Origin of the sequence: Bacteroides cellulosilyticus DSM 14838 (assembly GCF_000158035.1) — a bacterium.
GTDB classification, from domain to species: Bacteria; Bacteroidota; Bacteroidia; order Bacteroidales; family Bacteroidaceae; genus Bacteroides; species Bacteroides cellulosilyticus.
Genome location: NZ_EQ973492.1, coordinates 678013 through 704233, shown reverse-complemented (window position 1 = coordinate 704233; position 26221 = coordinate 678013). Strand labels below are relative to the sequence as shown.

Sequence of the window (26221 nt, the reverse complement as noted above, 5' to 3'; positions counted from 1 at the left end):
CGTTCGGGCAATTCCAATGATGGATGGACTGTCACCGGCCCAATGTCATTCCTGAATCAGCCCATTCTTGCTTATAGCAAAGAAATCCGCTCTGCCGTACTGATTATGCATGGTGAAAAAGCACATTCCCGCTATTTCAGTGAAGACGCCTACCGCGATATGACCTCTTACACCAACTATCGTGACAATAAGGAACTTCTTATCATTCCAGGTGCCTCACACACCGACCTTTACGACGGTGGAGGAAAAAATGTCATTCCATTCGATAAATTGGCGGCATTCTTCAACGAGAATCTGAAATAAGAAAACTCGGGAAACGTGGAAAATGATTTCCATCGTAAAATAGCTTACTGAAATTTGGCATGCCGTTGTGAATCAACTATATTTGTACATTCATTATAAGTACTGTAATTATGCAAGATTTTGTAAACGGACGCTGTGGTTGGTGCGGAACTGACGAACTGTATGTGAAATACCATGATCAAGAGTGGGGAAATTTAGTGACCGACGACAAGACGCTGTTTGAGTTTCTTGTGCTGGAGAGTGCCCAGGCCGGATTAAGTTGGATAACGATCCTCAAAAAACGTGAGGGATATCGCAAAGCCTTTTGTGGTTTCGATGCCGGACAGGTAGCACAAATGACCGATGAAGATGTAGAACGGTTGATGCACTTTGATGGCATTGTAAAGAACCGTCTGAAAATCAAATCGACCATCACAAATGCAAGGTTATTCCTCGCCATACAAAAGGAGTTCGGTAGTTTTTATGAATATACCCTGTCGTTCTTTCCCGACAGAAAGCCGATTATCAATACCTTTCAATCCTTGAGTGAGATCCCGGTATCATCTCCCGAATCCGATGCCATGAGCAAGGATATGAAAAAACGAGGATTCAAGTTCTTCGGATCTACCATCTGCTACGCCCACTTGCAGGCTGCGGGATTCGTCAACGATCATCTGGCGGACTGTATCTGTCGAAAAGGATAAATGACAGTATAACTTCATACAAAGTAAAAGGCGGTATTTCCTCGCATGAATTTACCGCCTTTTCGTTTTACTTCTTTATTCCCAAAATACTTCTTGCTTTCTCTTCACTGGAGATAAAATCGAGTGCATTGATTATCTCGTCATAATTCTCCCGGTCGGAGATATTCGGAGCTAAAATTTTCAGGACTTCCAGTTTGTCATCATCAAACCGGTATATCGACATCATCCGCACACACTGTTTGCAACTTAATCCCCTGTTACCGATTCCGGCTTCCAGCAAATCCAGTTGATCGTCTTTGAAAGGTTTGCTCTTCACTTTGTTGTAAAGAGACAAGAAATCCCTTTCGTTCATCCCTCTTCCACCACTAACATGCGGACGGGAAGGGGCTTCTCCACCAATTTCCACAGACGGATAAACTGCTACAGGAGGATTGGTATACTTCTCGTAAGAATCCATATAAGTCACTTTCCCATCCACAAATCCAAGATCGATGATCGTTATACCGGGAGCTCCGGAAATACTTTTTTCATATCTCCATCCTTCCACTTCGTGATCGAAGCTACGGTGCATTGGCTGTCCCAATATGGATGTGATCTCCTCTTTGGTCATTCCTTTCTGAATTTTCATCAGGGTATTACTGTCAATCCCTAAAATCATGGCACAACTACCCATACAGATTGCAAATGCCAGTAGTGCTAATGTCAGTTTTATTGTTTTCATTGTATATATTGTTTTTAGTTTTTATGTTGCTACAAATATAAGTGGAGAAAAACATATAATATTATCTTTTTCCCTATTATTTAGGGAGATTTCCCTATTTTGCCAGTATTCTTTTTTTCGTTAGCATCAGCTTTGCCACCTTGTTTGTATTCACAGGGGGAGACGCCTTTATGACGCTTAAAAGTCCGGTTGAAATATGGCACATTATTAAAACCAACATTATAGCAGATTTCTGAAACCGTCATCCTCTTCTGCTTCAAAAGCTGGCAGGCTAAACCTATACGATACTCGTTCAGATAAGTGACAAAAGTCTTTCCGGTAGCTTTCTTGAAGAATATACAAAAAGAAGCCCGGTTCATGCCTACATACCGTGCCACATCATCGAGCGTAATGTCCCGCTTTGCATTGCAGATAACGTATGTCTGGATTTGATTCATACGCTTCGTTTCTTTGTCAATCCTCTGATATTTACCTACCACGTGCTCACTGCCGCTATCTGCCATTATCAGGATGAGCTTTATCATGGATGCAACTCTTTCAGCTTCACTTTGATTACACATCTCTTCCAGAAGGTCAATGATTGCCTCCGACTTTTCCTTATCGAATTTCACCGCATCATACTTCTTCTTCAACTTATCTATATGTCCGCACAGTTCCGGAAAAGTACCGGAACACCTATCGAGGAAATCATTGTCAAACGTCACGGTAATGTTCGCAATCCTGCCCTGCTCATCCGTATCATCGTCCTCAAAATACCAGCAATGTGGAATTTCCGGCGGTATCATAACTACCTCTCCGCCAAGAAAAGGCTCCGTCATGTCGCCTATCAACCTCATGCCGGAACCTACGATCACATACGAAAGCTCCCAGGTAGATTGCTGATGCAAACCTATCTGTTCATCGGGCGCAAGATGAACATTCTCGAAAGTAAAAGAACGTCTTTCTGATTGGGGCATTATACTATAATTTAATATTCTCCATTATTTTCCTCCTTATACAGGGAAATATGCAAATATAAGACAATTCTAATAAACGATAAGATAAATACGTAAACTAATTGAGGGATAACTTTGCACGCGATATAAAACTGATAATATCAGATATCTGGATAACTTAGGTCCTGCCAGGTTTGCGAAAATATGGCAGGTTATTTTTTAGTGTGAAAATGAATTTAATATCAAAATAATGAATACAACAACTTATTTGGCATCGAAGCCGCGCTATGAAATACTGGACGGGCTCCGCGGCGTTGCCGCAATGATTGTGGTAGCTTACCACTTGTTTGAAACTTATTCTGCGGGCCCTGTCCATCAGATTTTGAATCATGGTTATCTGGCTGTGGATTTCTTTTTTGTTCTTTCCGGTTTTGTAATAGGATATGCCTATGATGACCGCTGGGACAGGATGTCCATAAAAGATTTCTTTAAGCGACGCTTGGTACGTCTGCATCCTATGGTGATTATGGGCACGTTAATAGGAGCTGTCTTTTTCTATCTGGGCGACTGTTCTGCTTTCCCTCTGATTATGGAAACACCTTGGTGGAAAGTCCTTCTGATGGTTCTGTTGGGTTGCCTGATGATTCCCACACCAGTTTCATGGGACATACGGGGCTGGTGGGAAGTGAACTCCCTGAACGGTCCTACCTGGTCGCTAATGTGGGAGTATATAGCAAACATTCTTTATGCTTTGTTTATCCGCCATTTCTCTAAAATCGCCTTGGGAATCTTTGTTGCACTGGCAGCGTTGCTGACTATCGACATAGCATTCAATATAGATACTTTTGGCCTGTTGGCCACAAGAGAAGCGGCTGCATATACCTTTATCGGCGGATGGAGCCTTACTCCCGATCAACTCTACATCGGTATATCCCGACTGCTTTATCCTTTCTTCGTGGGGCTACTGCTCTCGCGCGTCAACAAACTGATAAAGATAAAAAGAGGATTTTACTGGTGCTCATTGCTGATAGCTGCCATTTTAGTTATGCCCCGCATCGGCGGTACGGAAGCCATGTGGATGAATGGTGCTTACGAAGCTTTTTGTGTACTTATTATGTTCCCTTTAATAGTAGCGATGGGAGCAGGCAGCAATGTGACGGGAAAACGTTCCGTAGCCATCTGCCAATTTCTCGGAGAGATCTCCTACCCTCTTTATATCACACATTTTCCGCTGATTTATATGCAGATAGCCTGGGCACGGAATCATCCGGACGCACCTTTAGGCATGCATGTTTTGCTTGCAGTTTCCATCTTCATTTTATCCATTGCTATCGCGTATGCTTGCCTTAAACTGTATGACGAACCGGTACGTGAATGGCTGAAAAGGCGTTTTTTGATGAAAAGAAGGTAAAATACCTCTATGCTAAGTAGCATTTTCTTGTAATTTGCAAAATCAGCAATCGGGATTTATAAGTAATGCGGATAGGAAACACCTATCCGCATTATCCAATATCAACTTCCAATAGCTGAAGAATATCTTATGTTGTAACTTCATGTACTTTTTTATGTGGCTATCTTCCTCCCACAGCATGGTATAAATCAATTACTCCTTGTATTTCCTCAAATTTATCTTGAGCCTGCGTTAATTCCGCTTCCAGTAGTCTCTGACGTGCAGTCAATACTTCAAGATAATTAGTGGAAGTATGTTGCATCAGTAATTCGGTTTTGCGCACGGCTTCTTGCAAGGTCATGATTTGTTGATTGACATAATCCATCCGAATGCGGGCAGATTGCCAACGTGTCAAAGCATTGTTTACTTCTTTTCCAGCATCTAACAGGGATTGCTGGAATAGAAGAAGAGCTTCTTCCTGGCGAGCTTTTGCCTGACGCAGGTTAGCTATATTCGTTCCCTTGTTGAACAGAGGTTGCATAAGCGAGCCTACCGCACTGAACAACCAACTTCCGGGATTGACTACAACACCGCCGACATTGTTCGTCCATCCGATAGAGCCGGAAAGAGTAAGGCTCGGATAAAAAGCGGAACGGGCGGCATTGGTTGCATAATATGCTTGTGCCAAATTCCATTCCGCTTGTCTCACATCAGGACGGTTGGCAAGCAGCTGTACGGGAAGTCCTGCAGAAAGTGTGTCGGGAAACTGTTGCTTTTGTAGTGCTCCCCGCATGATGTCATGTGATGTATCGGCCAGTAATGCTGAAAGTCCGTTCTCTGTTTCACGTATACTTTTCCGTATGGACACCACAGACGCTTCCAATGCCAAACGGTTCGCTTTGGCCTGAAGTACCGCTGCATCGTTGGATTTTCCAGCCCGTTTCAACGCCTCGATAGAGTGTTCTGTCTCTTTCCAAGTAATCAACGTCTGTTCACTGATGATGAGTTGGCGGTCGAGCATCAGCAACATATAATAACTATTGGCGATTGTGGCTATGAGCTGTGTCTCTACCGCCTGCCTGTAAGCCCGACTTCCTTCGAGAGCGGCAAGCGCCTCTCGTTTGGCATTGGTTACTTTTCCAAACAAATCTATTTCCCAGCTTGCGGAAGCGGCAAGATTATATGTCTTTATCGCTTTCGCTCCCTCTGTACCACTGATACTGCCATCCGGAGCCAGTACTACCGATGGCAGATAAGAAAGTCGTGCATTCATTAACACCGCTTCTGCAGCTTTCACCCGTGTATGGGCTACACGCAAATCCGTATTTCGTTCCAACCCTTTATCGATCAAGGCTTGCAAATTTTTGTCCGAGAATAAATTCCGCCAGCCGAGAGTAGCTATTGAAGCAGTGTCTTTTGTTTCCTCCAAGTCTCGGTATAATCCTTCGGTCTGAACTTCAGGACGGGAATAAGGTTTATATATGGAGCATCCCGTCATCAGACAAACTGCCCATAACAATATGAATGTATAATATGCAAATTTCATCTTCATTCTTTTATCTTAAGGTTCTCCAATTCCGTTTGTATCGCCCAATCCGCATCTTTACATGAAGTCTGTGCAGGTCTGATTTTTTCTTGCAAATACTGAAAGACAATGAAAAGGACGGGAACAAATAGCAGCAGTGCCAATGTTCCTATCAACATACCTCCCACTACACCGGAAGCCAGAGAACGGCAACCGTTCGCACCTACACCGTGTGCCATCATCAGAGGCAGCAATCCAAATATCATAGCCATGACCGTCATCAAAATCGGACGTAAACGGTCTTTTGCCGCCACATAAGCAGCTTGTAAGAGCGACATGCCCGCTTTTCGGCGTTGTACTGCATATTCAGTCTGCAAAATGGCGGTTTTGGCGAGCAATCCTATCAGCATGATGAGTCCGGTCTGCATATAGATATTATTTTCCAGACCTAAAATCTGAGCAAACAGGAAGCTTCCTAAGAATCCGCACGGAACGGACAAAATGATCGAGAAAGGAATGAGCAAACTCTCGTAAAGCGCACACAATATCAAATATATCAACACCATACAGATGGCAAAGATAATAGCCACATTATTAGTCGTCTGACTTTCCTCGCGGGAAATACCTCCAAACTCGTACGCATAATTAGCCGGAAGCAGCTTTTCTGCTGTTTCCTGTACCGCTTTCAATGCGTCCCCCGAACTGTATCCGGATGCGGGTGTTCCATTGACAGAAATGGAATTATAAAGGTTGAATCGTGACATGTCCTGTGGCCCATAGGTTTTGGTAAGCTGTACGAATTGTGCGAGAGGCGTCATTCCCTCACCCGTTCGAACGTAAATATGGTTCAAGGATTCAGGAGTAACCCGGTATGTCGGATCTGCTTGTATCTGCACACGGTACAATTTGGAGAAACGATTAAAGTTCGACACATAACCTCCTCCGTAATAACCGGAAAGAGTTTCCAGAATCTCAATAGTGGAAATACCTGCTTGTTCGCATTTGGCTGCATCTATATCAACCCAATATTGCGGGTAGTTCGTTTCAAAAGAAGAATATGCCATCTCTATCTCCGGACGTTCATTGAGAGCTGCTACGAAGTTGTCCGCCACTTCCTTGAACTTGTTCAGATCGCCTGAAACCTTGTCTTGCAGATAAAGTTCGAAACCGCTTCCCATCCCGTAGCCCGGTATCATTGGAGGAGTCACGGCAAAAAGTTGTATATCCGGTACACCGGGAGCGAAAGCATAGATACTGTCTATGATTTCCCTTGCCGATTGTCCTTTTCCCTTTCTCTCGTCCCAGTGTTTAAGAGAAAGAAATGACATTCCCATAGATGAACCTGCGCCACTGAAGGAATATCCCACGATGTTGGCGTTATAGTCAATGCCGGATATCCGGTTTATGTTCCGGTTTACTTCTTGCATGATACGCCGGTTTTCAGCCATCGAAGTTCCGGGCTTGGCATTCATACTAATCATTACCGAACCTGTGTCCTCATCGGGAACAAGTCCGGTTTTGGTGGTACGCACCAAAAAGACAAGCAATATCATCGACACCGCCAGCGTTCCCCACATCAGCCATTTACGCTTGACAAGGAACAGAACAGAGCGCATATATCGGGAAGTTATCGCATCGAAAGCCGCATTGAACGCTGTACGGAAACGAGCGGCAAAATTGTTCTTCGTATTCCCTTGCTCATCCTTGTAAGGATGAAGCAGCAAAGCGCACAAGGCAGGTGAAAGGGTAAATGCATTGATCGCTGAAATCCCCACAGCTACGGCCATCGTGATGCCGAATTGCTTGTAAAATTCTCCGGATGTACCTCCCATCATGGAAACGGGAATAAACACGGCCATGAATATCAGCGTAGAGGTCAGGATAGCCGATGCGACACTCCGCATAGCGTCGTTGGTGGCCATATAGGAAGAACGATAACCTATATCGAAACGTGCTTGTACCGCTTCGACCACGATAATGGCATCATCCACTACCGTACCGATAGCAAGAACCAGTGCAAAGAGCGTGATTAAATTGACAGAAAATCCAACCACTGCCATAAAAGCAAATGTGCCAACAATGGATACCACAATGCCTATCGTCGGAATAAGGGTGGAACGAATGTCATGCAAAAACACATATACCACCAGCACTACCAGTAAGATAGCTTCCAACAATGTTTTCAATACAACCTTGATGGATGCTTTCAGAAAAATGTTCGTGTCGTTCAGAGTTACGAATTCCAGTCCTTTAGGTAAATCCTTGCCGAGCTCGTCCAGTACGGCATCTATTTCATTGATAGTTTCCGAAGCATTGGAGCCGGCCTTTTGGTAAATCATTGCCATGGCAGCCGGATGGCCATTCATCTCAGTCGAATAGTTGTAGGCTTCATCGCCCAACTCTACATCTGCCACTTCATTGAGTCGGAGAACCTCACCGCTAGGGAGGGAACGAACGACAAGTTCACCGAACTCTTCCGGAGTGGAATATCGGCCTCGGTATTTCATTGTGTACTGATAGGCGTTATCATGATTTTCCCCAAAGGCTCCCGTAGCAGCTTCAATGTTCTGCCGTTCCAGCATAGCGGTGATGTCCGAAGGGATAAGACCGTATTGCGCCATCTTATCGGGTTTCATCCAGATACGCATACTGTAATTGGAACCGAACAGCATCATATTACCCACACCTCCGATACGCTTGATACGCGGTTCCACGTTTATCTTCATGTAGTTGTTCAAGAACTGCAAATCATATTTCCCGGTAGGGTCAAAGAGCGAGAATGTTTTCAGTTCGGCATTCTGTTGCTTCATGGTGGTAACACCGACTTTTGTCACTTCGGCAGGAAGCAAACTCAAGGCAGTGGATACACGGTTCTGTACGTTTACCGCCGCCATATCAGCATTACTTCCCTGCTTGAAATAAACATTTATCATGGCATCACCGTTATTAGAGGCCGTGGAGGTGATATAAGTCATATCTTCCACCCCGTTGATGGACTCCTCCAGAGGAACTACAACCGATTTCTGTACCGTTTCGGCGTTGGCTCCCGGATAGTTGGCAAATACTTGAATAGTAGGCGGTGCAATATCAGGATACTGTTCCACAGGCAGATTAGATAAGGCGATGAATCCCATTAGTACGATCACGACAGATATGACGCCAGAAAAAACTGGGCGGTCTATAAAAAATCTCAAGTTCATAGTTTTTTATTATTTGGAGGGTTCATCTTTTCTTATATCTATCTGAATACCGTCCCGCAGGAGTCCCGTTCCTTCGGTTACAATTACGTCACCTACAGCAAGACCGGATCTGACAATATAATCTTTGCCATCATTGAGTTTTTCCACAGTCAGTTCACAGGAGTGAACACAACCATCTTCAGCTACCTTATATGCCAGAATCTTATTCTGCAATTCGGTGGTAGCCGTCTGCGGAATGACAATGACAGAATCTTCACGATGCGGAATAATGACATTACCGATTCCCCCACTTAATAATGTACGGTTGGTATTATCAAAAATACTGCGGACGGATACCGTACCGGTCTTCCGGTTGATAATGCCGCTAATGCTCTCTACGTGTCCTTGTCCACCATACAGACTACCGTCATTCAGTTGTAATCTGACCGGAGGCATTTGGCGGATTACTTCATCATGAGATCCGTATTGTCGGAGTAAGGAATGAACCCGCTTCTCGGTTATTGAAAAATAGACATACATCTCTGAATTGTCGGAAACGGAAGTTAACGGAATAGCCATCGAAGCGCTGACCAATGCGCCCTCCCGGTAAGGTAGTGTGCCGACAACTCCATTCGACGGACTTTTTACCTCCGTATAAGACAGGCTGTTCCGTGCATCCTCTTCCAAAGCCTTTGCCTGTTCTAATGTCGCTTCGGCAATGGCAAGGGCATTCTTCGCAGTGGACAGATCGTATTCTGAAACGACTTTTTCCGCAAAAAGCTGTTGCTTGCTGCGATATTCCAGACGAGCCGTCTCCACCTGTGCTTCAGCTGCATGTACATCAGCCATTGTTTTGCGCCATGCTGCACGGTAAGGCACTTGATCTATGACGAACATTACTTCACCTTTCCGAACCGTTTTCCCTTCATACACACGAAGCTCTGTTATCGTACCTGATATTTGTGGATAGATGTCAATATCCTGCCGCCCTTGTATGGAAGCTGAATAAGACTCGTTTATTTCCACCGCCTTTGCGGCAACAGTCATCACCCGGCACAATGGCAGTGTTTCTTTCACTTCCCTGTTCTTGCACGAAGACAGGCACATTGTACATGCTAAAAGTATAACTCCAATAATTCTTTTCATTCTTTCTTCTCTTTTTTGGCGCAAAGGAAAGAATTACGGAACTGTACCGCAATAAGCAAATGCGTGAAGCGTAGAAAACAGTTTCGGAAACGTAATAAATGGATTACGACATGTGGATAATGAAATATACTCTCTTTTTCATTTCCTGTATTCGATTCACACTCAATTTATATCATTTCGAGAACTATTTATGAAGCTTCATCTCCACTTTGTTTGGAGGAAGAGGTGAAAGTCACTTATTTTGCAAATAAAAACGGATGGCAAAAACCAAGTTCGACAATATAAAAAATCGCGTGCTACTGGTAGTGATTGTATTTCTTCTCAGTTATCTGCTGACAGCATTGATCGACAAAGAATATACTACGTGGTTTTTCGGCGGCGAACTGTCGTTTGTAGATTATATGATCGATTTCGGCGTGTCGTTGCTGATAAGTTTCGTATTCGTGGAACTATCTGTCTTTTATAGCAGTTGGTCGTTTCGTCTTGTTTCATTTACGGATAAACCGTATCTACGACTGTTTATCTGTGCTTTCCTGCTACTCTTATTTAACAACCTGACCGTTTGGTGCTTTTCTCTGTTGATAAATATATGTTTTGATGAGGGGCTTGCTTTTTTTCATCAGGGGTTGTACATATTCAGTGTAATGGCGACATTCGTGTCTTATATCTATACTGATGCCCAATATATGGAATCATCCATATTAGCCGAAAGACAGAAAAAGGAGTTGGAAATAACCCTTCTGAAAGAAAAGGAACATGCCGCACAGATGCAATTGGAAGTATTGAAATCGCAAATAGACCCTCATTTCATGTTCAACAACTTCAGCATTCTTTCTGAATTGATAGTGGAAGACACTGCATTGGCTGAAAAGTTTCTGGACAACTTGTCAAAGGTGTACCAGTACGTCATCCAGAATCTGAAACGAGATACGGTAAGCATCGAAGAAGAAATCGCTTTCCTCCATTCTTATATTTACTTGATAAAAATGCGCTACGAGGACGCTGTCTGCATAAATATAGATGAAACATTGAAGCAAATCGACGGGCAGATACCTCCCGTTTGCCTACAATTATTGGTGGAAAACGCCATTAAGCACAACCGTGCATCGGCTAGACACCCTCTCTCGATACGTGTTTTCCGTGAAGAAAATGATATTGTAGTAGAAAACGACTTACGCCCGATAGCATCCGATTTTGAATCGACGGGGATCGGCAATAAAAATATCATCGGGCGTTATCTCTTACTTTGCAAGAAAAAACCTTTTATCGAACAACGAGAAAATACCTATATTGTCAAACTGCCTATTATAAATAATACTTAATATGAATATCTTAATTCTTGAAGATGAACAGCGAAACTTCAATCGCCTGAGACGTCAATTGGAGGAGATAGATACGACTTTTCATGTGGAAGGACCACTGGCCAATATTCAGGAATCGGTGGAATGGCTACGAACCCATCCGACTCCGGATCTTATACTTGCGGACATACGCCTGTCCGATGGACTAAGTTTTGACGTATTGCGTCAGACGGCCATACCATCCCCAATCATCTTCACCACTGCCTATGATGAATATGCAATCCAAGCTTTTAAATATAACAGCTTCGACTACCTGCTCAAACCCATTAATTCCGAAGAATTGGCTGAAGCCATCAATAAGGTGCGTCGCCGGACTTTGTCCGACACGCATGGAGAAGATATGCGTCGGTTAGTGGAATATATGTACCGCAATAATTACCGTTATCGCGAGCGTTTCCTGTTGCCCTACCGGGATGGGTACATCTCCGTACAAGTGAAAAACATCAGCCATATCGCCTTGAAAGAACGGACGACGCTTATATTTCTGAACGATGGAGCATCCATGAACATATCTTATTCATTGGATGAACTGGAAAGCCAACTCAATCCCGATATTTTTTTCAGGGCAAACAGGCAATATCTTTTGCACATTGACAGCATACGGAATGTAAGCAACTACTTTAACTCCAGATTAAAAATACATATGAAAAAATATCCTGATACAGAGATTATTGTAAGTAGAGAACGAGCTTCTGCTTTGAAAGAGTGGTTGGATAAATAATCATTAATGGTTGTTTTTAATCTGGTATTTGAAAAGTATAGTTGTTCATATTTCCGTTTTTTAGCCTTATCTTTATCACATAAATGTGGTGAATAAGTCATCTTCGTAATGACCTGAATGCTCTAAAAATTAGTAGATCTCAATATATGAAAACAGAATTGGAAAAGTGCTTAGCCGGAGAACCGTTCAATGGCGGTGACAAAGTATTGGCAGATATGACGCTGAACGCTAAAAGATTATTGAAACAACTAAATGAAACGGATTATGCCGACACGGAACAGAGAAAGCGAATCTTTCATGATTTGTTCGGCAAGATGGGAGAACATGTTCACATCGATATTGATTTCCATTGCGAATACGGGAAGCACATTTTCATCGGTGATCAGGTTATCATCAATATGAACTGTACGTTTGTAGACAACAATATCATTGAGATAGGCGACAATGTGTTGATAGCATCCAATGTACAGATATACACAGCCACCCACTCTACCAAATTGCAAGAAAGAGTTGTGGCGGATTGGGAAGCAGGAGAAGGTATTTGCAAAACCTATGCACTCCCCGTGAGAATAAATGATGGAGCGTGGATTGGTGGTGGTGCGATAATCCTACCGGGAGTGACAATTGGGAAAAACAGTGTCATAGGTGCCGGCAGTATAGTAACCCACTCTATTCCTGATAATTGCGTAGCTGTGGGAAATCCTTGTAGGGTGATTAAACAAATTGATAATGAAGTAGTTTAACAGAACTATCACAATGTATCATTGATCTGTATTCCTCAAAGTATTTAAGCTATACTTTGAGGAATATTTTTTTGTGAAGACCTGATTTTAGAATCATTTCAACGCCTTACCATCCGAAAAAGCCTTACCCACCTTTTCGCCCACCTTCAGATAGTCGTTGTTAAACGGATCGAAGATGATGGGAGCTACTTTGGAAGCATCTACTTTTCCATTTTCATCAAGTACACGCTCGTCTACACTTACATTTACGATCTCTCCACGCAAGATGCAGGTTTCGGGATTATAATCTTTCAGTTTGCACTCCACCGCTACGGACAGTTCGTCAATCAGCGGGGCATCCACGAACTCCGAGCGGGTGGCATGGAAGCCTGCACGGGCGAATTTATCCGTTACCTTATTGCCGGAAACGATACCTACGTAATCGCAGGCAACAACCTGCCCCACTTCTGCCATACTTACTGTAAATGCTTTGCGTTTCAGGATATTCGCAGTGGTCTTGTGTCCTTCACTGATGCAAATACTAATCTCTTTCATTTCACTGATACCACCCCAAGCCGCATTCATAGCGTTTGGGAGTCCATTTTCATCATAAGCAGCGATGATAAACACCGGCTGCGGATAGGAAAAGGGTTTTGCTCCGTAATTCTTTCTCATACTAATTTATTTTTTAGTCCATTGTTTAATGTCTTCTTTGGTTGCACCGTTCAGCAGTTTGCCTTTCTGCCACTTTAGGTTAGAATAAGTCTTCTGCAACTCTTTTTCGGAATTGGAGATACTGCTTCCGCCCGATGTGGCAAACAGAATCACTGTCTTACCTGAAAAATCACCACTTTCTATAAAAGTATTAATGATTCTCGGAGCTAAATTCCACCAGATGGGAAAACCGATATAAACAGTATCATAGTCCGCCAGGTTCTCCGCTTTGGAGCTTAAAGTAGGACGTGATTTGGCATCCGCCATCTCCACACTGCTGCGTGAGGACTTGTCGTGCCAGTCCAGATCGGCAGAGGTGTACTTCTTCGCAGGCTGTATTTCGTAGAGAGTGCCACCTGTGACTTCTGCAACTACCTTGGCTGCTTTTTCTGTTGTTCCCGTTGCCGAGAAATAGGCAACCAATGTCTTAGAACTTTGTTTCTGTGCGATTGCGGTTAAACATAACGCCATAATCGCTACCATAAAGAATGTAAGTCTTTTCATACGATATATTATTTAGTTCAAACATAGATTACTTTTCCGTAGCAAACGCTTCGATTCGGGAAGCATATTGCAATGATACAAAATTACGGAGTATTATCCAGTATGCAGGTATATAAATTACGGAATATATAACCAATATTACGGATAAAAGAAAAGGTGGGCATGTAAAATGTAAAAGCAGATTGTCCTTTCGATTTATTTTGTAATTTTACGAGCATTCTTTCAAAAGAAGTGTAATCTATAAATTCTACTGCTATGGACCGGTATCTAAAGAAACTCTGGAGCAATCATTTTCAATTTAATTGGAAATTAGGCGTATTTCTCATATTGTTATTCGGAATACCCCGTTTTATAATCGTGCTACAATCTTATGTGGACAGAAGTTACGGCACTGTCATGTTCGTATTTTTAAGCATGTGGATTATCCCGTTCATTCTTCTTACAAAGTATGGTCGGAAAGGCATAGGGCTTAAACGTCCCGCGCATTGGTGGAGAATAGGAGTTTCTTTCCTGTCTGGCGGAGTTATTTGCTTGGCCATATTTGGTTTATTTTCTTTTCTGTATGGACAATCTGTCGAAAACGCATTTGTATATATCGGGGGAAATAATCCCAGCAGTGGTATAACAGGAGATGATAAATTACTGTACTTCACAATCGCTGTTATTCCAAGCATGATATTTAGTCCGATAGGCGAAGAATTCCTGTATCGAGGCATTATTCACGGGTGCTTTGTCCCTAAGTTCGGAGAGACAAAGGCTTCATACTTTGATTCACTGGCTTTTGCATTAACGCATGTAGCCCATTTCGGGATCGTTTATACACTGGGAACATGGTGCTTCTTACCGATTCCTGCCTTGCTTTGGGTGTTTTCAATGTTTATAGTCAGCCAGGTGTTTTTCAGATGTAAGCTGTATTGTGATTCACTTTGGGGAGCAATTGCGGCACATTCGGGATTTAATTTCGTAATGATGTATGGTATATTCTATTTGTTATAATCATACTATAAAACTCCACTGAGTGTAAAGCATGTATCTGGTATTGCAGAGATTATCCGATAAAAAGAATAGTCTCTGCATTTTTTTAATGTTAAAAACACAAATGACTGTCACAATCCTCTTCGGCCCATGTCTAAATATATAAAACAGAAATCATGGAAATAGAAATCTATCATGTGGACCAAGCGATAAATGGCTCTAAAGAGGCATTAGAAGCAATCATTGAAAATATTGAAGGCCCGGTGTTTAATTTGTCATTGCGCATGCTCGGGCGGATTGAAGATGCCGAAGACGCAAAGCAAGACATTCTGATAAAGGTCATCACAAGCCTTTCTTCTTATAAAGGAAAAAGTTTATTTTCGACATGGGTGTATAAAATAGCCGTAAACCATTTAATCAATGAGAAGAATAAAGACTTTGTAAATCATCCTTTGTCTTTTGAAATCTTCGGGAGTGATATAGACAGATATGCCGCCTCTTCAGTTGACCAAACGAATCCGGCTGAGAAAAAGATTTTCTCGGAAGAGCTTAAACTGTCATGCACCAATGTTTTGCTTCAATGCTTAAATCCATTCGACAGGTTAATCTTCATTTTGGGAACCATGTTTGATGTAGACAGCAGACTGGGAAGTGAGATTACAGGATTGTCGGCTGACAACTTCAGGCAACGGCTGTCACGCTCCAGAAAGGTAATGAGTACTTTCCTGTCAGAATATTGCGAACATGCAGGAGGCAAGAAATGTAACTGCATAAACCGGGTAAATTATGCCCTCAGCCAACACCGTATCGATCCTGCCCTGCCTTACTCATCATCATTGATACCGGAGAGAATCTCCACATCGAAGTCTGCCATGGAAAACATTGATGCCGCGACAGCCCTGTATTCAAACTTACTCAGACACTCTTCTAAACAACAAGCCAAAGAATATCTTTTCAATTTGCTTAAAACGGATGATTTTTCATCACTAATTAAATAATATCTGACATGGACAAATTAATTTTCTCGGCAATTATCGGATTGGTTGCCGGAGTCATAGACATCATTCCTATGATTATGCAGAAACTTCCCCGCCACTCCACCGTTTCGGCGTTTTTCCATTACTTCTTTGTTTCAATCATTATTCTCAATGTAGACATACCTCATATTCCCTGGTGGCTGAAAGGAGGTGTTGTAGGCTTGGCACTAACTATCCCGATGCTTATTCAGGTAGGACATTCGGATAAGAAATCTTTGCCAATAATAGCATTCAATGCCATATTATTGGGAACATTGGTTGGGCTTGCAGGACACTATATTTCAGTTTCCTAAATCCACACAGAGCAATGTAGGATTTGAGTCATCCTCCTCATTAGCTAAACCATATTGAGCCAATTTATCAATAGAAAGCAATGTATATGCCTTGTTGTTCCGGATAAGGGAAACAGGAGTATTTACAATTGCTTTCTCATTATAAGGCATGGCGTATCCTTTTTCCGAATGAGTCAACAATTCCCCGCTATTTGTATCCCACAGTGTATAATGCCTGCTTTCATTCCAGAAGAAATCATAAAACAACAGGTCATTCACCAATAAAGCATTTTCCGCCTTAATACAATATTTCCCTTCCGTAAGCATACGTTCAAGATCACCATTCAAATCTGTCGGCATCTTTAGTTTGCCCTGATTGATGGCTACAGCTGGAATGAGTTTTTCCTTTCTGCTGGCATACAACGTATCATTAATCACGATACACACTTGGTCGTTTCCGGCTCTGAATCTGGGCACGATGTAGCCACCTGAAAAGCCCGTCACCGATTCAGCATCGAAAGGAAAGAACCGTTTTCGGCATTAAAGAAATAAAAACTCGTCTTATCTCCGATAACTATGTACTTTGGAGTCACATTAAGCAGGTACGCATTAGCACTCAACAGGCATTTATCATTCGTTTCCAGCCGGAGCGTTTTCGGATTTTTAAAAAGAGACTGATATTGTGCCGAAGTGTAGTCCGCATCAAAGTGTTCGACGCCTTTATCAATACTGACTGTAGAAACCTGTTCATGTGAACCTTTTTCTCCGGAACAAGCCGTGAGAAGAAAAAGAGAGATGCTGAGAAAGGAAATACAAGAGTGTCGCATATTGTTTTTTATTATGTTGTAAGTTGGGCAAATTTATAAAAAAAACGAATATACAAGATGTTATCTTAGAAAAATGAGAAGAATAAAAAAAAGAAAAAATAAAAGTCGGAAAAACCAACCCAAATACTTGACTTCGCCTTTCTGATGTAGTATCTTTGTAGAGCTTTAAAAAACTGAATTTTAATATTAAACCTAAAACCTTAGCAAATGGCAAAACTGATTCTTTCTTTCTCCGAATTGGCCGGTATGTATTTCCCCGGTTGTTCCACTCCGAAAAATGCGGTAAGATCTTTACAAAGAAGCATTAAAAGGTGTACAAATCTGGCGACTGCTTTAGTTGAAACGGGCTATCAGCCTTATAATCATCGCTGGCTCTCCCCCAAGCAATACGGACTGATAATAGAGAATCTGGGCGATCCATTCCCAGAATAATAATAGACAATAAATAGGAAAGGCGGTAATTCTTCATAAGAATCACCGCCTTTTTTGTTGATATTTATCGAATTTAGGCCTAAAAGAGGCTTTTTACGTTTTTAATAAACGTTGATCACGTTCTTAAAAAACATTCCCGTTATTCTTTAAAAACGAATAACAGGAAGCTGAACAAGGCAGAAAAACGCCTATAATTTGTCTATATTTGAGACTATAGTATGTTTTATTTCACTTAGTACAAACGAACTTTACATTTTCACAATACCTAACATATAGCATGAACTGATAATCAAAAACGACTTTAAATTCTACGATAAACTTCATCAAATGGTACTCTGCACCGTTCTCCCCAGATTCCTTTATTACCATCCCGTATTCCACAGGGAATAACCATATTTATCTCAGCACCATGAGGCAATTTCAGCATCCTTTTTAGCCGACGGCTATCTAAACCTTCCAGAGGACAAGTGTCATACCCTTCATTTGCCATAGCAATCATAAACGTTTGGGCAGCAAGTGCACAAGATTTATGGGCAGTCACACGCATATCATTTTCGGAGACTTCGAGCATCATCGGGCGGAAAATGCTGATGATATTAACCAGCAGTTTTCTGAATAATTCCAAGATTCCAAAGAAACGGGCATAAACAAACGGCATCAATTTGCCATAGTATAATTCCCGGTCTTTGATGCGTTTGGCCTGACGCTCTTTCGGACTGTAACGCCGGATATTCTCCCGTTCAAAATCAAGCACAAACCGCGCATGTTTCCTGTACCAATCACGCCGCACCACGAAAACAACTATTTGTGAAGCTGTAGAAGTAGCTTTCTGATCGAGACAGGCTCTTGAAACCTTTGTCAGCAATTCGGGCTGAGTGATATGATAGAACTCCCACAACTGCATATCCGAGCTGTTGGGAGCTAATGTTGCCAATTCCAGACAATGTTTTATTCTTTCCGGATCTATCAGTTTTGTTCTATCATACGCTCGCACAGAGCGACGATAATGGAGGACTTCGTCTAAATTCATAATGCTGTAAAATGTTATAATACTATTATACTTTTCCTTAGAGCTAAAAAACTTCAGGATACTCATAGAATTAATTCTATAGTATAAGATTAAAAACATCCCCATAAGCTAATTGTTCCTCAACTAACCGGACTTTTCGTGTAATCAGAATGATCGATGTGCTGTATATCACTAATTCGTGATGCTTTCCCAAACCTGTTTATTGTCCCGTTATGAATTTGGTTATTTTTCACCATTGTGTGAATGGCCGAAACAGACTATTTTTGCAAAAAATTAATCATTCATAATCTATTAAGCAATGAAAAGTAATACTATTTGTCAAGTAATTCTTGCAGGAAGCATCATATTGGCTTCTTGCCAATCTAACAATTCTGCTAAGCAAGATGAGTCTCAACAAACAATGAACGAAACAGTTATGAACAAAGTTACAGATTGCAAAATCAGTGCGGGAAACATCACTTTCACTAATGCCATCAATGGAGCTGAAAATTGCGTGAAACTGCTTGATGATGGCGCATTGGAATTCCATTGTACCGAAGGACTGGATTTCTTCAGTGACCCGAATGGAAAACTGTCAAATACAACGCTTCCTATCCTGCTCGTCCCCGTTGAGAACACGAAACCTTTTACGTTAATAGCCAAGGTTACTCCGGAGTTTACAACAGAGGGATTGTATAATGCAGCCGACCTTTTTGTATATTCTTGTGATTCACTTTGGCAGAAACTGGCATTTGAACAGGTGAATACGGTAACCACCGTATTGTTACAGTAAGAACACAAGGAACATCCGATGATAATAATCATGATAAATTAGATGTTTCATCTGTTTACCTGAAGATTTCATCTGATACAAAAACCATTGCCAGCTATTATTCCATCGATAAGAAAAGATGGAACATGGTTCGTCTATACAAGAATTGTTATCCAAAGAATATCTATTTGGGCATCAGCAGCCAGTGTCCTCAAAAAGGCAGCTGCACAAGTCGTTTTGAAGAAATTTCTTTATCTCACGATAATGTTAGCGATTTCCGCTTGGGAGAATAAGCCATTATATATTGAAGGTGTAATTCTTAAAATGGCATGACAAAAGCCGCAGAATATTTCTACTTTCTGAAAAAGCTTATGATTTAAGTATAGTTTTGGAATCAATTGATAACAAAGAAAAGAATCTTGCTCTTATCTTTAAAAATAATAAGAAAGAGCAAGTTCTATCGATTTTCACAAAGCGCTTTAAATCATCCATTTACAACTTTTCTCAGAAAAACCCACTCCAAGGTGTCAAAAGAGCACAATACTTCCCGCACTACATCCTATCTTTGCAATGTCATCAGAAATAAATGATGGCAAGTAGACCCTATTTTTTTTAACCAATTAAACTTTAATTATTATGGCTTTAGAGTATGTAGTGACCAAAAGAGTGTTTGGCTTTGACGACACAAAGACAGAGAAGTATGTAGCGAAATCTGTACGTTCGGGACAGATGAGTTTTAGTAAAACCTGTGCAAAGGTTAGTCGACTTTGCGGAATCCACCGAAAGGTAGTAGATTTAGTAGTCAGCGGTCTGGTTGATATGATGGCGGAGGATATTGATGACGGAAAAAGTGTTCAATTAGGAGAGTTCGGCATCTTCCGCCCCACCATTAAGGCTAAAAGTGCGGATACTGCGGAAGGTGTAACGGCAAGTAATATAGTACGCAAGCGTATTGTATTTACTCCGGGAAAGATTTTCCAACGTACTTTGGGAGAAATGAGTGTGACACGTTCTATTCCCGTTGATACGGATTATACGGACGGAAGCAGTTCCGGTGGTAACGGCAGTGGCGGAAATCAGGGCGGTGGCAACCAAGGTGGTGACGGCGGTTTGGATGAAAATCCATTAGGATAAATCTCCTTGTCAGAGTGAAAAAGTGAGCAGTGAAGTTCTTTCGCTACTCACTTTTCTGCTACTATAAAAAATTCACTACTCGATGTAAAATCATTCTTGCCGAGTAGTTCTTTATAAATAGATATTTTACGAAATCCTACCTTTCTCAATATACTTGTTATTTCTTCCTCCGAATAATACCTTTCCCAAATGATGAAATGTTTGGCTGTGTCTTCAAGTATCAGGTTATATTGATATGCAAAAACTTTGTTCTCCGGATAATGGAATGTTTGGCTTAGAAGTAAATATTCACTTTCATTCCAGAACCCACCGCAAGGGGCATATTCCCAATCCCGGCTTTCCTGTCTGTCATCAATAATCCCTTCCGAGAAAACATCAAAAATGAGAATGCCTCCATCAGCCAGCGAAAGATATATATTGTCCAGCAATCGGTCGCGATCACTATCCGGATGGGTTCCCATATCACAATAGATCATGGTGATTGCATCGTACTTACCCATAGGATAATTATTGATGTAGTCACCCAAAATATAGTTGATTTCCTCCCGTTTTCCAATGGCATATTCTATAGAAGCTTTATTAAAATCAATGCCTGTCACCATATAATCCTTATCTGCTAAAAGCGATGTGTACAGTCCCGGACCGCAACCTAAATCAAGCAAATGACTTTGGGGTTTTGTGTGCTGGAGTATGAAATCCACTATCTTCAGAACTGATTCCTGCTTCCGGCTTGCGCCATCGGATTGCGGATCAAGGTGCTCTTTTAATATCTGCTGCTGAATGTAAGGGTCGGTCCAAATGTTATGACCGGACTTTTCAAATAAAACAGGTTTATGATCTATGATTCTCATGTCTTCTTGTAGATAGTTCTTTCATATTATTTATTAATAGCTCATTGGCAAACAAATATCTGTTTTTCCGAATGATCACAAAATGCTTCTTCTTCAAAACTGCCAAACTTATGAAGAATTTCAAAACCGTTCCATTCCAGATATGAATCTAACTCTTGAGGAAAGAATAGCCTCATATCCAAATTCTGAACCGAATCAAACTCACCATTAATGAAATAGTGCCATTCTATGCGATTTATCTGAGTTTTGCTCTCGTATCGCATAATCTGCTTTATCAATACTTCTCTCCCATCTTTGGTGGTATATTCAGCAATTTCTATGGGTTCTTTTTCATGTTCTACAATGTATTGGATATTGGGATTAAAACAATCTAACAGAAATATGCCTCCTGCTTTGAGATGATTTTTAACTGCACGCAATGCTTTAAACAAATCTTCATTTTGATATAAATGATGGATCGAATTGAAAGGAATAAAAACAAAGTCGTATTTCTTCTGTAAATCGAGAGTTCTGATGTCAGCTTCAATAAATTCTATTTCTAATCCTGCTCCGGCAGCTTTTATTTTCGCTTGTTCAAGCATAGAAGCAGTGTAGTCTACCCCGCTGATATCATATCCTTCCTGCGCTATCGGAATAGTAAGTCTACCTGTACCGCAACAAAGCTCAAGTATACAGGCATCCTTGTTTTTAGGCAGCCATCGCTTGTAAAATAGCAAATCATCTATATGGGTATTCATTCCATCATAAATATTCGCATCATAAATCAAATCCCCAACTTTATAATTGCTATTCATCTGATTCTTCAATATCTGGTGAGTACTAATATTTACTTAACAATACAAAGGTAGTACTATTTGTTTTCATAACGAGCACTATTTCAACTAATTCACTCTACTCTGTCTGGATTTGATCGTTAGCCGAAAAAATTATTTTTATATTTTTCTCAAAATTATCCGTTTAAAGGTACCGAAAGGGGACAATCCCCCTTGTGTCATATAGTACCTTTGCAAAGTCATCTGAAACAAATGACAACAGTAAACCTTATTTTTTTAACCTATTAAACTTTAATTATTATGGCTTTAGAGTATGTAGTGACCAAGAGAGTGTTTGGCTTTGACGACACAAAGACTGAGAAGTATGTAGCAAAATCTGTACGTTCGGGACAGATGAGTTTTAGTAAAACGTGTGCAAAGGTTAGTCGACTTTGCGGAGTCCATCGAAAAGTGGTAGACTTGGTAGTCAGCGGTCTGGTTGATATGATGGCGGAGGATATTGATGACGGAAAAAGTGTTCAATTGGGAGAGTTCGGCATCTTCCGCCCCACCATTAAGGCCAAAAGCGCGGATACCGCAGAAGGCGTTACGGCAAGCAATATAGTACGTAAACGTATTGTATTCACTCCGGGGAAGATTTTCCAACGTACTTTGGGAGAAATGAGCGTAACCCGCGCCATTCCCATCGATACAGATTATACGGATGGAAGCAGTTCCGGTGGTAACGGTAACGGCGGCAACCAAGGAGGTGACGGTGGTATAGAGGATGATCCGTTAGGATAATGCCAAATTAAAGTAGCGAAAGAACTTCGCTACTTTTTTTGTTCCCATACCTATTTATATGGATAATATCTCTTATTTTTGCACATATTATAACTATAAATAGGTAATATGGAAACATCAAAAGTCTACTACACAGACCTGCGTACCTCTCCTACTTCCAATCTTCTGGATAAGATGGAGCGCCTGGTAAAGCGGGCAGGTATTGAACAGCTACCCTTAAAAGACAGTTTTGTCGCTATCAAGATTCACTTCGGTGAGCCGGGAAACCTTGCTTATCTTCGTCCGAACTATGCGGCTCGCATGGCAAACCTATTGCTCAACAATGGTGCAAAACCTTTCTTGACGGACTGTAACACACTATATTCAGGCCGTCGTGCCAATGCCGTCGATCACCTGCAAAGCGCAATGGAAAACGGTTATAATCCTATATCCGCCCAATGCCAGGTCATCATCGGAGATGGATTGAAAGGTACGGATTGCCGGGAAATTCCCTTGAACGGTGAGTACTGTGCCGCCCCTAAGATTGGTACTGCCATAGCCGATGCGGATATTATCATCAGCATGAATCACTTTAAGGGACACGAACAAGCCGGCTTTGGCGGAGCTTTAAAGAATTTGGGCATGGGTTGTGCCAGCGTAGCCGGAAAACTGGAACTACATTCGGCCTCTCAACCCAAAATAGATACGGAAAGTTGCATCGGCTGCAATATCTGCGTGAAGCACTGTGCACACGACGCCGTACATCTGAATGCAGGACACAAAGCAGAAATAGATTACGCTAAATGCGTAGGCTGCGGACAGTGTGTCGCCTTGTGCCAGTATGACGGCGCCATTATGGGCGATGAAGATACGTCCGAACGCTTAAACTATAAGATTGCCGAATATTCACTGGCCGTAGTGAAAGATAAGCCCAACTTCCACATCAGTTTTATAATGAACGTATCTCCGGAATGTGACTGTTGGAATCATAATGATGCCGCCATTGTACCCGACCTCGGTATTCTGGCTTCTACAGACCCGGTGGCTCTGGATAAAGCATGCGCGGATATGGTCATCCAGGCTCCTATACTGCACACAGGTAACTGCCTTTCTGCCGGACATGAGCACGATGATTTGTGCGGCCATGACAAGTTCCACATGATGCACCCGGATACGGACTGGCTGGCTGGATTGCGCCATGCGGAAAAGATCGGATTGGGTAATATGCAATATGAATTGGTGAAGATTTAAACCTTTTCCGTCCGAAAGAGTCTTAATATAAATGTACCGATACAAAACCTGTAAGGATTGAGACAAATCTTCAAACAAAATGAGCACTCATCCCCTACTTTTGTATCTCGAAGAAACATAATAATAACAAATTAAAATCTAATCATTGAATAATGGAAACATCTGCTAAACTCTACTCTTTGTCGTTCAGTAACGTGAAGACCTATTTGTTTGCATTCTTATTTGTTGCAGGAAATATAGCACTGCCGCAGCTTTGCCATTTGGTTCCCATGGGCGGACCGACTTTGCTGCCTATCTATTTCTTTACACTGATTGCCGCCTATAAATTCGGTTTCCGTGTAGGACTGCTTACAGCTTTACTTTCTCCGGTGATTAATCATTTACTGTTTGGTATGCCCGCTGCCGCTGCATTGCCTGTGTTGCTGATAAAATCCGGTTTGCTTGCAGGAGCCGCTGCATTTGCCGCACGATATACAAAGAAGATATCCTTAGTTGCATTGCTTGGTGTGATTCTTGCTTACCAAGTGATAGGCACTGCTTTTGAATGGGCTATATGTGGTAACTTCTTCCTGGCCGTACAAGATTTCCGTATCGGTATTCCGGGTATGCTGATCCAATGGTTCGGTGGTTACGCTCTGCTGAAAGCTATTTCCAAACTTTAATAATAGACTATCTCCCATAACAATATGGCAAAAACAATGGAAGAAGTGCTGGAACGCTTCCGCACAATTGAATTCCACGATGATTTTGATATGATCGTGGCTATTGCTAATGGCGGTATCGTTCCGGCAGGTATCATCAACCAGCGATTGCAAAAAGAAGTGCATCTGCTACGTATCAATTTGCGGGATGAATACCAGCATCCAAAGTACGATGCACCCCAGTTGCTCGCTCCGGTTGACTTTGATTTTAAAGATAAAAGCATCTTATTGGTAGATGACCGTATTAAGACAGGCTCTACCATTCGTCTGGCGTGCGAATTACTAAAAGAGGCACGTATGATAAAAACATTCGCAGTCAATGGCACGGCAGATTATGCCTTGTTTGACGAGACGTGTTTTAAGTTCCCGTGGATCATATAAGTAATTCATAATTAGCAATTAACAATTCAAAAGGGCCTATGGATAGAAGGGATTTCTTAAAGACTCTGGCGGTAACGGGTGCGGTGATGACCGTGCAACGTTCCGAAGCAATGGACATACTGGCGCAAAAGCTGACAAATGCTGGCGGCAGTAAGGTGGATCTGGTAGCTGTGATGGGTGGAGAACCGGAAGCGATGTTCAGGCGTGCTATTACAGAAATGGGTGGCATGAAACAGTTTATCAAACCGGGACAAAAGGTCGTGGTTAAACCGAATATCGGTTGGGATAAAGTACCCGAACTGGCCGGTAATACAAATCCGAAGCTGGTTGCGGAAATTGTGAAGCAATGTCTTGCCGCAGGTGCCAAGGAGGTTACGGTTTTTGATCATACTTGCGATGACTGGCAGAAGTGCTACAAGAATAGCGGCATTGAAGAAGCTGCCAAAGCTGCGGGTGCCAAAGTTATGCCGGCTCATCTGGAAAGCTACTACAAACCAGTCTCATTGCCCAAAGGCGTACGCATGAAAAGTGCCAAGGTACACGAAGCTATTCTGAACAGTGATGTATGGATCAATGTGCCCATCCTGAAAAACCATGGCGGCGCCAACCTGACGATTTCCATGAAGAACCACATGGGTATTGTCTGGGATCGCGGTTTCTTCCATTCCAACGACTTGCAGCAATGTATTGCCGATATCTGCACAATGGATAAGAAAGCAGTGCTGAATGTGGTGGATGCCTATCGCGTTTTGAAAACGAATGGTCCGCGTGGACGTTCTGCTTCGGATGTGGTATTGACCAAAGGATTATTTATTTCACAGGATATTGTGGCCGTAGATACGGCTGCCACCAAATTCTTTAACCAGGTTCGCGAAATGCCGCTTGAAAGCGTAGCTCACCTTGCTAATGGGCAGGCATTGAAGATTGGAACAATGGATTTGGATAAGCTGAATGTGAAGCGTATCAAGCTTTAATTCAAGCGATATAAAGTATATACACTTATGTTGAGAAAAGCACGTATTATATTGTCCGTTGTTATCTTCGGGCTGATAACCTTTTATTTTCTGGATTTTGCGGAAATATTGCCAAATAGTTTCCACAGACTGGCACATATACAGTTTGTACCGGCATTGATGTCAC

30 protein-coding genes are annotated in these 26221 nt (G+C 41.9%); 18 read left to right on the top strand and 12 right to left on the bottom strand.

Annotated elements, in window-relative coordinates; genetic code table 11:
* Both BACCELL_RS21015 and BACCELL_RS21010 read left to right on the top strand, forming a co-directional pair.
* A partial coding sequence (locus BACCELL_RS21015) for an alpha/beta hydrolase (RefSeq protein WP_007214081.1) occupies positions 1–303 on the top strand: 303 nt, incomplete at its 5' end.
* Between the two features lie 110 nt (positions 304–413).
* On the top strand, positions 414–986 hold the full coding sequence (locus BACCELL_RS21010) for a DNA-3-methyladenine glycosylase I (protein WP_007214080.1): 573 nt from the start codon (positions 414–416) through the stop codon (positions 984–986).
* A gap of 67 nt (positions 987–1053) precedes the next feature.
* On the opposite strand, the gene BACCELL_RS21005 is transcribed toward BACCELL_RS21010, so the two are convergent.
* Both BACCELL_RS21005 and BACCELL_RS21000 read right to left on the bottom strand, forming a co-directional pair.
* On the bottom strand, positions 1054–1707 hold the full coding sequence (locus BACCELL_RS21005) for a DUF4476 domain-containing protein (protein ID WP_007214079.1): 654 nt from the start codon (positions 1705–1707) through the stop codon (positions 1054–1056).
* Positions 1708–1787: 80 nt separating this feature from the next.
* Complete coding sequence (locus BACCELL_RS21000) at positions 1788–2663, bottom strand: AraC family transcriptional regulator (RefSeq protein WP_007214078.1); 876 nt, start codon at positions 2661–2663, stop codon at positions 1788–1790.
* Positions 2664–2892: 229 nt separating this feature from the next.
* Here BACCELL_RS21000 and BACCELL_RS20995 point away from each other — a divergent pair, with 229 nt between their 5' ends.
* Positions 2893–4053: an acyltransferase family protein gene (locus tag BACCELL_RS20995; RefSeq protein WP_007214077.1), complete on the top strand. Its 1161-nt coding sequence runs from the start codon at positions 2893–2895 to the stop codon at positions 4051–4053.
* A gap of 160 nt (positions 4054–4213) precedes the next feature.
* On the opposite strand, the gene BACCELL_RS20990 is transcribed toward BACCELL_RS20995, so the two are convergent.
* Genes BACCELL_RS20990 through BACCELL_RS20980 form a run of 3 tightly spaced genes read right to left on the bottom strand, consistent with a single transcriptional unit; the run spans position 4214 to position 9882 of the window.
* The gene (locus tag BACCELL_RS20990; protein WP_044154274.1) at positions 4214–5530 is read right to left on the bottom strand and encodes an efflux transporter outer membrane subunit; all 1317 of its coding nucleotides are present in this window, start codon (positions 5528–5530) and stop codon (positions 4214–4216) included.
* Positions 5531–5580: 50 nt separating this feature from the next.
* Complete coding sequence (locus tag BACCELL_RS20985) at positions 5581–8757, bottom strand: efflux RND transporter permease subunit (RefSeq protein WP_007214074.1); 3177 nt, start codon at positions 8755–8757, stop codon at positions 5581–5583.
* A gap of 9 nt (positions 8758–8766) precedes the next feature.
* Positions 8767–9882 carry an efflux RND transporter periplasmic adaptor subunit gene (locus BACCELL_RS20980; protein WP_044154169.1) on the bottom strand — a complete coding sequence of 372 codons (1116 nt, stop codon included), beginning with the start codon at positions 9880–9882 and terminating at the stop codon, positions 8767–8769.
* Between the two features lie 257 nt (positions 9883–10139).
* Here BACCELL_RS20980 and BACCELL_RS20975 point away from each other — a divergent pair, with 257 nt between their 5' ends.
* The 3 genes from BACCELL_RS20975 (at position 10140) to BACCELL_RS20965 (ending at position 12707) form a co-directional block, all read left to right on the top strand.
* Positions 10140–11204 (top strand): sensor histidine kinase, encoded by a 1065-nt coding sequence (locus BACCELL_RS20975; RefSeq protein ID WP_007214072.1) that lies wholly within the window; start codon positions 10140–10142, stop codon positions 11202–11204.
* A gap of 1 nt (position 11205) precedes the next feature.
* A complete protein-coding gene (locus tag BACCELL_RS20970; RefSeq protein ID WP_007214071.1) occupies positions 11206–11964 on the top strand; it encodes a LytR/AlgR family response regulator transcription factor in 759 nt (252 codons plus the stop codon).
* 146 nt (positions 11965–12110) lie between these two features.
* Positions 12111–12707, top strand: a complete 597-nt coding sequence (locus BACCELL_RS20965; protein WP_007214070.1) for a sugar O-acetyltransferase — start codon at positions 12111–12113, stop codon at positions 12705–12707.
* 93 nt (positions 12708–12800) lie between these two features.
* Here BACCELL_RS20965 and BACCELL_RS20960 read toward each other — a convergent pair whose 3' ends face one another.
* Entirely contained in the window at positions 12801–13361 is a 561-nt protein-coding gene (locus BACCELL_RS20960) for a flavin reductase family protein (protein ID WP_007214069.1), read from the bottom strand.
* Between the two features lie 6 nt (positions 13362–13367).
* Positions 13368–13904 (bottom strand): flavodoxin, encoded by a 537-nt coding sequence (locus BACCELL_RS20955; protein ID WP_007214068.1) that lies wholly within the window; start codon positions 13902–13904, stop codon positions 13368–13370.
* 255 nt (positions 13905–14159) lie between these two features.
* On the opposite strand from BACCELL_RS20955, the gene BACCELL_RS27640 reads away from it, so the two are divergent.
* The 3 genes from BACCELL_RS27640 (at position 14160) to BACCELL_RS20940 (ending at position 16209) form a co-directional block, all read left to right on the top strand.
* Complete coding sequence (locus tag BACCELL_RS27640; protein ID WP_007214066.1) at positions 14160–14900, top strand: CPBP family intramembrane glutamic endopeptidase; 741 nt, start codon at positions 14160–14162, stop codon at positions 14898–14900.
* Between the two features lie 155 nt (positions 14901–15055).
* Complete coding sequence (locus BACCELL_RS20945) at positions 15056–15877, top strand: RNA polymerase sigma factor (protein ID WP_007214065.1); 822 nt, start codon at positions 15056–15058, stop codon at positions 15875–15877.
* A gap of 8 nt (positions 15878–15885) precedes the next feature.
* Positions 15886–16209: a hypothetical protein gene (locus BACCELL_RS20940; protein WP_007214064.1), complete on the top strand. Its 324-nt coding sequence runs from the start codon at positions 15886–15888 to the stop codon at positions 16207–16209.
* Here BACCELL_RS20940 and BACCELL_RS27540 read toward each other — a convergent pair.
* Positions 16198–16692, bottom strand: a complete 495-nt coding sequence (locus BACCELL_RS27540) for a hypothetical protein (protein WP_007214063.1) — start codon at positions 16690–16692, stop codon at positions 16198–16200. The genes BACCELL_RS20940 and BACCELL_RS27540 overlap by 12 nt on opposite strands.
* Positions 16689–17015, bottom strand: coding sequence for a hypothetical protein (locus BACCELL_RS27535; protein ID WP_007214062.1), 327 nt, complete (start codon positions 17013–17015; stop codon positions 16689–16691). Before BACCELL_RS27535 ends, BACCELL_RS27540 begins: the two co-directional genes overlap by 4 nt.
* A gap of 207 nt (positions 17016–17222) precedes the next feature.
* Between BACCELL_RS27535 and BACCELL_RS20930 the strand changes: the two genes are divergently transcribed.
* The gene (locus tag BACCELL_RS20930) at positions 17223–17447 is read left to right on the top strand and encodes a DUF4248 domain-containing protein (protein WP_007214061.1); all 225 of its coding nucleotides are present in this window, start codon (positions 17223–17225) and stop codon (positions 17445–17447) included.
* Positions 17448–17748: 301 nt separating this feature from the next.
* Here the strand turns inward: BACCELL_RS20930 and BACCELL_RS20925 are convergent, their stop codons facing one another.
* Positions 17749–18477: a nitroreductase family protein gene (locus BACCELL_RS20925; protein ID WP_044154166.1), complete on the bottom strand. Its 729-nt coding sequence runs from the start codon at positions 18475–18477 to the stop codon at positions 17749–17751.
* A 415-nt stretch (positions 18478–18892) separates the two neighbouring features.
* Between BACCELL_RS20925 and BACCELL_RS27530 the strand changes: the two genes are divergently transcribed.
* From BACCELL_RS27530 to BACCELL_RS20910, 3 genes are all read left to right on the top strand, one after another.
* Positions 18893–19249, top strand: a complete 357-nt coding sequence (locus BACCELL_RS27530; RefSeq protein ID WP_248604803.1) for a hypothetical protein — start codon at positions 18893–18895, stop codon at positions 19247–19249.
* Positions 19237–19521, top strand: coding sequence for a DUF1349 domain-containing protein (locus BACCELL_RS27525; protein ID WP_248604806.1), 285 nt, complete (start codon positions 19237–19239; stop codon positions 19519–19521). The genes BACCELL_RS27530 and BACCELL_RS27525 overlap by 13 nt, the downstream gene beginning before the upstream one ends.
* Before the next feature lie 343 nt (positions 19522–19864).
* A complete protein-coding gene (locus BACCELL_RS20910; protein ID WP_007214057.1) occupies positions 19865–20362 on the top strand; it encodes an HU family DNA-binding protein in 498 nt (165 codons plus the stop codon).
* A 47-nt stretch (positions 20363–20409) separates the two neighbouring features.
* Here BACCELL_RS20910 and BACCELL_RS20905 read toward each other — a convergent pair whose 3' ends face one another.
* Both BACCELL_RS20905 and BACCELL_RS20900 read right to left on the bottom strand, forming a co-directional pair.
* Positions 20410–21213 (bottom strand): class I SAM-dependent methyltransferase, encoded by an 804-nt coding sequence (locus BACCELL_RS20905; protein WP_007214056.1) that lies wholly within the window; start codon positions 21211–21213, stop codon positions 20410–20412.
* Positions 21214–21254: 41 nt separating this feature from the next.
* The gene (locus BACCELL_RS20900; protein ID WP_007214055.1) at positions 21255–22007 is read right to left on the bottom strand and encodes a class I SAM-dependent methyltransferase; all 753 of its coding nucleotides are present in this window, start codon (positions 22005–22007) and stop codon (positions 21255–21257) included.
* Between the two features lie 279 nt (positions 22008–22286).
* On the opposite strand from BACCELL_RS20900, the gene BACCELL_RS20895 reads away from it, so the two are divergent.
* The 5 genes from BACCELL_RS20895 to BACCELL_RS20875 all read left to right on the top strand — a co-directional run bounded on the left by BACCELL_RS20895 (position 22287) and on the right by BACCELL_RS20875 (position 26055).
* Positions 22287–22769 (top strand): HU family DNA-binding protein, encoded by a 483-nt coding sequence (locus BACCELL_RS20895; protein WP_007214054.1) that lies wholly within the window; start codon positions 22287–22289, stop codon positions 22767–22769.
* 108 nt (positions 22770–22877) lie between these two features.
* Positions 22878–23999 (top strand): DUF362 domain-containing protein, encoded by a 1122-nt coding sequence (locus BACCELL_RS20890; RefSeq protein WP_007214053.1) that lies wholly within the window; start codon positions 22878–22880, stop codon positions 23997–23999.
* A 152-nt stretch (positions 24000–24151) separates the two neighbouring features.
* Positions 24152–24661, top strand: coding sequence for a hypothetical protein (locus tag BACCELL_RS20885; RefSeq protein ID WP_007214052.1), 510 nt, complete (start codon positions 24152–24154; stop codon positions 24659–24661).
* Positions 24662–24685: 24 nt separating this feature from the next.
* Complete coding sequence (locus tag BACCELL_RS20880) at positions 24686–25081, top strand: phosphoribosyltransferase (protein ID WP_007214051.1); 396 nt, start codon at positions 24686–24688, stop codon at positions 25079–25081.
* 38 nt (positions 25082–25119) lie between these two features.
* Positions 25120–26055 (top strand): DUF362 domain-containing protein, encoded by a 936-nt coding sequence (locus BACCELL_RS20875; protein WP_007214050.1) that lies wholly within the window; start codon positions 25120–25122, stop codon positions 26053–26055.
* Positions 26056–26221: the final 166 nt, after the last annotated feature.

Excerpts from the sequence above, each read along its gene's own strand:
- BACCELL_RS20965 (WP_007214070.1), top strand. The coding sequence starts at position 12,111 with ATGAAAACAGAATTGGAAAAGTGCTTAGCCGGAGAACCGTTCAATGGC.
- BACCELL_RS27530 (WP_248604803.1), top strand. The coding sequence starts at position 18,893 with ATGAACAAAGTTACAGATTGCAAAATCAGTGCGGGAAACATCACTTTC.
- BACCELL_RS20985 (WP_007214074.1), bottom strand. The coding sequence starts at position 8,757 with ATGAACTTGAGATTTTTTATAGACCGCCCAGTTTTTTCTGGCGTCATA.
- BACCELL_RS27640 (WP_007214066.1), top strand. The coding sequence starts at position 14,160 with ATGGACCGGTATCTAAAGAAACTCTGGAGCAATCATTTTCAATTTAAT.
- BACCELL_RS20945 (WP_007214065.1), top strand. The coding sequence starts at position 15,056 with ATGGAAATAGAAATCTATCATGTGGACCAAGCGATAAATGGCTCTAAA.
- BACCELL_RS20905 (WP_007214056.1), bottom strand. The coding sequence starts at position 21,213 with ATGAGAATCATAGATCATAAACCTGTTTTATTTGAAAAGTCCGGTCAT.
- BACCELL_RS21000 (WP_007214078.1), bottom strand. The coding sequence starts at position 2,663 with ATGCCCCAATCAGAAAGACGTTCTTTTACTTTCGAGAATGTTCATCTT.
- BACCELL_RS20980 (WP_044154169.1), bottom strand. The coding sequence starts at position 9,882 with ATGAAAAGAATTATTGGAGTTATACTTTTAGCATGTACAATGTGCCTG.
- BACCELL_RS20895 (WP_007214054.1), top strand. The coding sequence starts at position 22,287 with ATGGCTTTAGAGTATGTAGTGACCAAGAGAGTGTTTGGCTTTGACGAC.
- BACCELL_RS20940 (WP_007214064.1), top strand. The coding sequence starts at position 15,886 with ATGGACAAATTAATTTTCTCGGCAATTATCGGATTGGTTGCCGGAGTC.
- BACCELL_RS20955 (WP_007214068.1), bottom strand. The coding sequence starts at position 13,904 with ATGAAAAGACTTACATTCTTTATGGTAGCGATTATGGCGTTATGTTTA.
- BACCELL_RS20990 (WP_044154274.1), bottom strand. The coding sequence starts at position 5,530 with ATGACGGGATGCTCCATATATAAACCTTATTCCCGTCCTGAAGTTCAG.
- BACCELL_RS20930 (WP_007214061.1), top strand. The coding sequence starts at position 17,223 with ATGGCAAAACTGATTCTTTCTTTCTCCGAATTGGCCGGTATGTATTTC.
- BACCELL_RS21005 (WP_007214079.1), bottom strand. The coding sequence starts at position 1,707 with ATGAAAACAATAAAACTGACATTAGCACTACTGGCATTTGCAATCTGT.
- BACCELL_RS20975 (WP_007214072.1), top strand. The coding sequence starts at position 10,140 with ATGGCAAAAACCAAGTTCGACAATATAAAAAATCGCGTGCTACTGGTA.
- BACCELL_RS20880 (WP_007214051.1), top strand. The coding sequence starts at position 24,686 with ATGGCAAAAACAATGGAAGAAGTGCTGGAACGCTTCCGCACAATTGAA.
- BACCELL_RS20970 (WP_007214071.1), top strand. The coding sequence starts at position 11,206 with ATGAATATCTTAATTCTTGAAGATGAACAGCGAAACTTCAATCGCCTG.
- BACCELL_RS20885 (WP_007214052.1), top strand. The coding sequence starts at position 24,152 with ATGGAAACATCTGCTAAACTCTACTCTTTGTCGTTCAGTAACGTGAAG.
- BACCELL_RS20900 (WP_007214055.1), bottom strand. The coding sequence starts at position 22,007 with ATGAATAGCAATTATAAAGTTGGGGATTTGATTTATGATGCGAATATT.
- BACCELL_RS21010 (WP_007214080.1), top strand. The coding sequence starts at position 414 with ATGCAAGATTTTGTAAACGGACGCTGTGGTTGGTGCGGAACTGACGAA.
- BACCELL_RS20925 (WP_044154166.1), bottom strand. The coding sequence starts at position 18,477 with ATGAATTTAGACGAAGTCCTCCATTATCGTCGCTCTGTGCGAGCGTAT.
- BACCELL_RS20875 (WP_007214050.1), top strand. The coding sequence starts at position 25,120 with ATGGATAGAAGGGATTTCTTAAAGACTCTGGCGGTAACGGGTGCGGTG.
- BACCELL_RS20960 (WP_007214069.1), bottom strand. The coding sequence starts at position 13,361 with ATGAGAAAGAATTACGGAGCAAAACCCTTTTCCTATCCGCAGCCGGTG.
- BACCELL_RS20890 (WP_007214053.1), top strand. The coding sequence starts at position 22,878 with ATGGAAACATCAAAAGTCTACTACACAGACCTGCGTACCTCTCCTACT.
- BACCELL_RS27535 (WP_007214062.1), bottom strand. The coding sequence starts at position 17,015 with ATGCGACACTCTTGTATTTCCTTTCTCAGCATCTCTCTTTTTCTTCTC.
- BACCELL_RS20910 (WP_007214057.1), top strand. The coding sequence starts at position 19,865 with ATGGCTTTAGAGTATGTAGTGACCAAAAGAGTGTTTGGCTTTGACGAC.
- BACCELL_RS20995 (WP_007214077.1), top strand. The coding sequence starts at position 2,893 with ATGAATACAACAACTTATTTGGCATCGAAGCCGCGCTATGAAATACTG.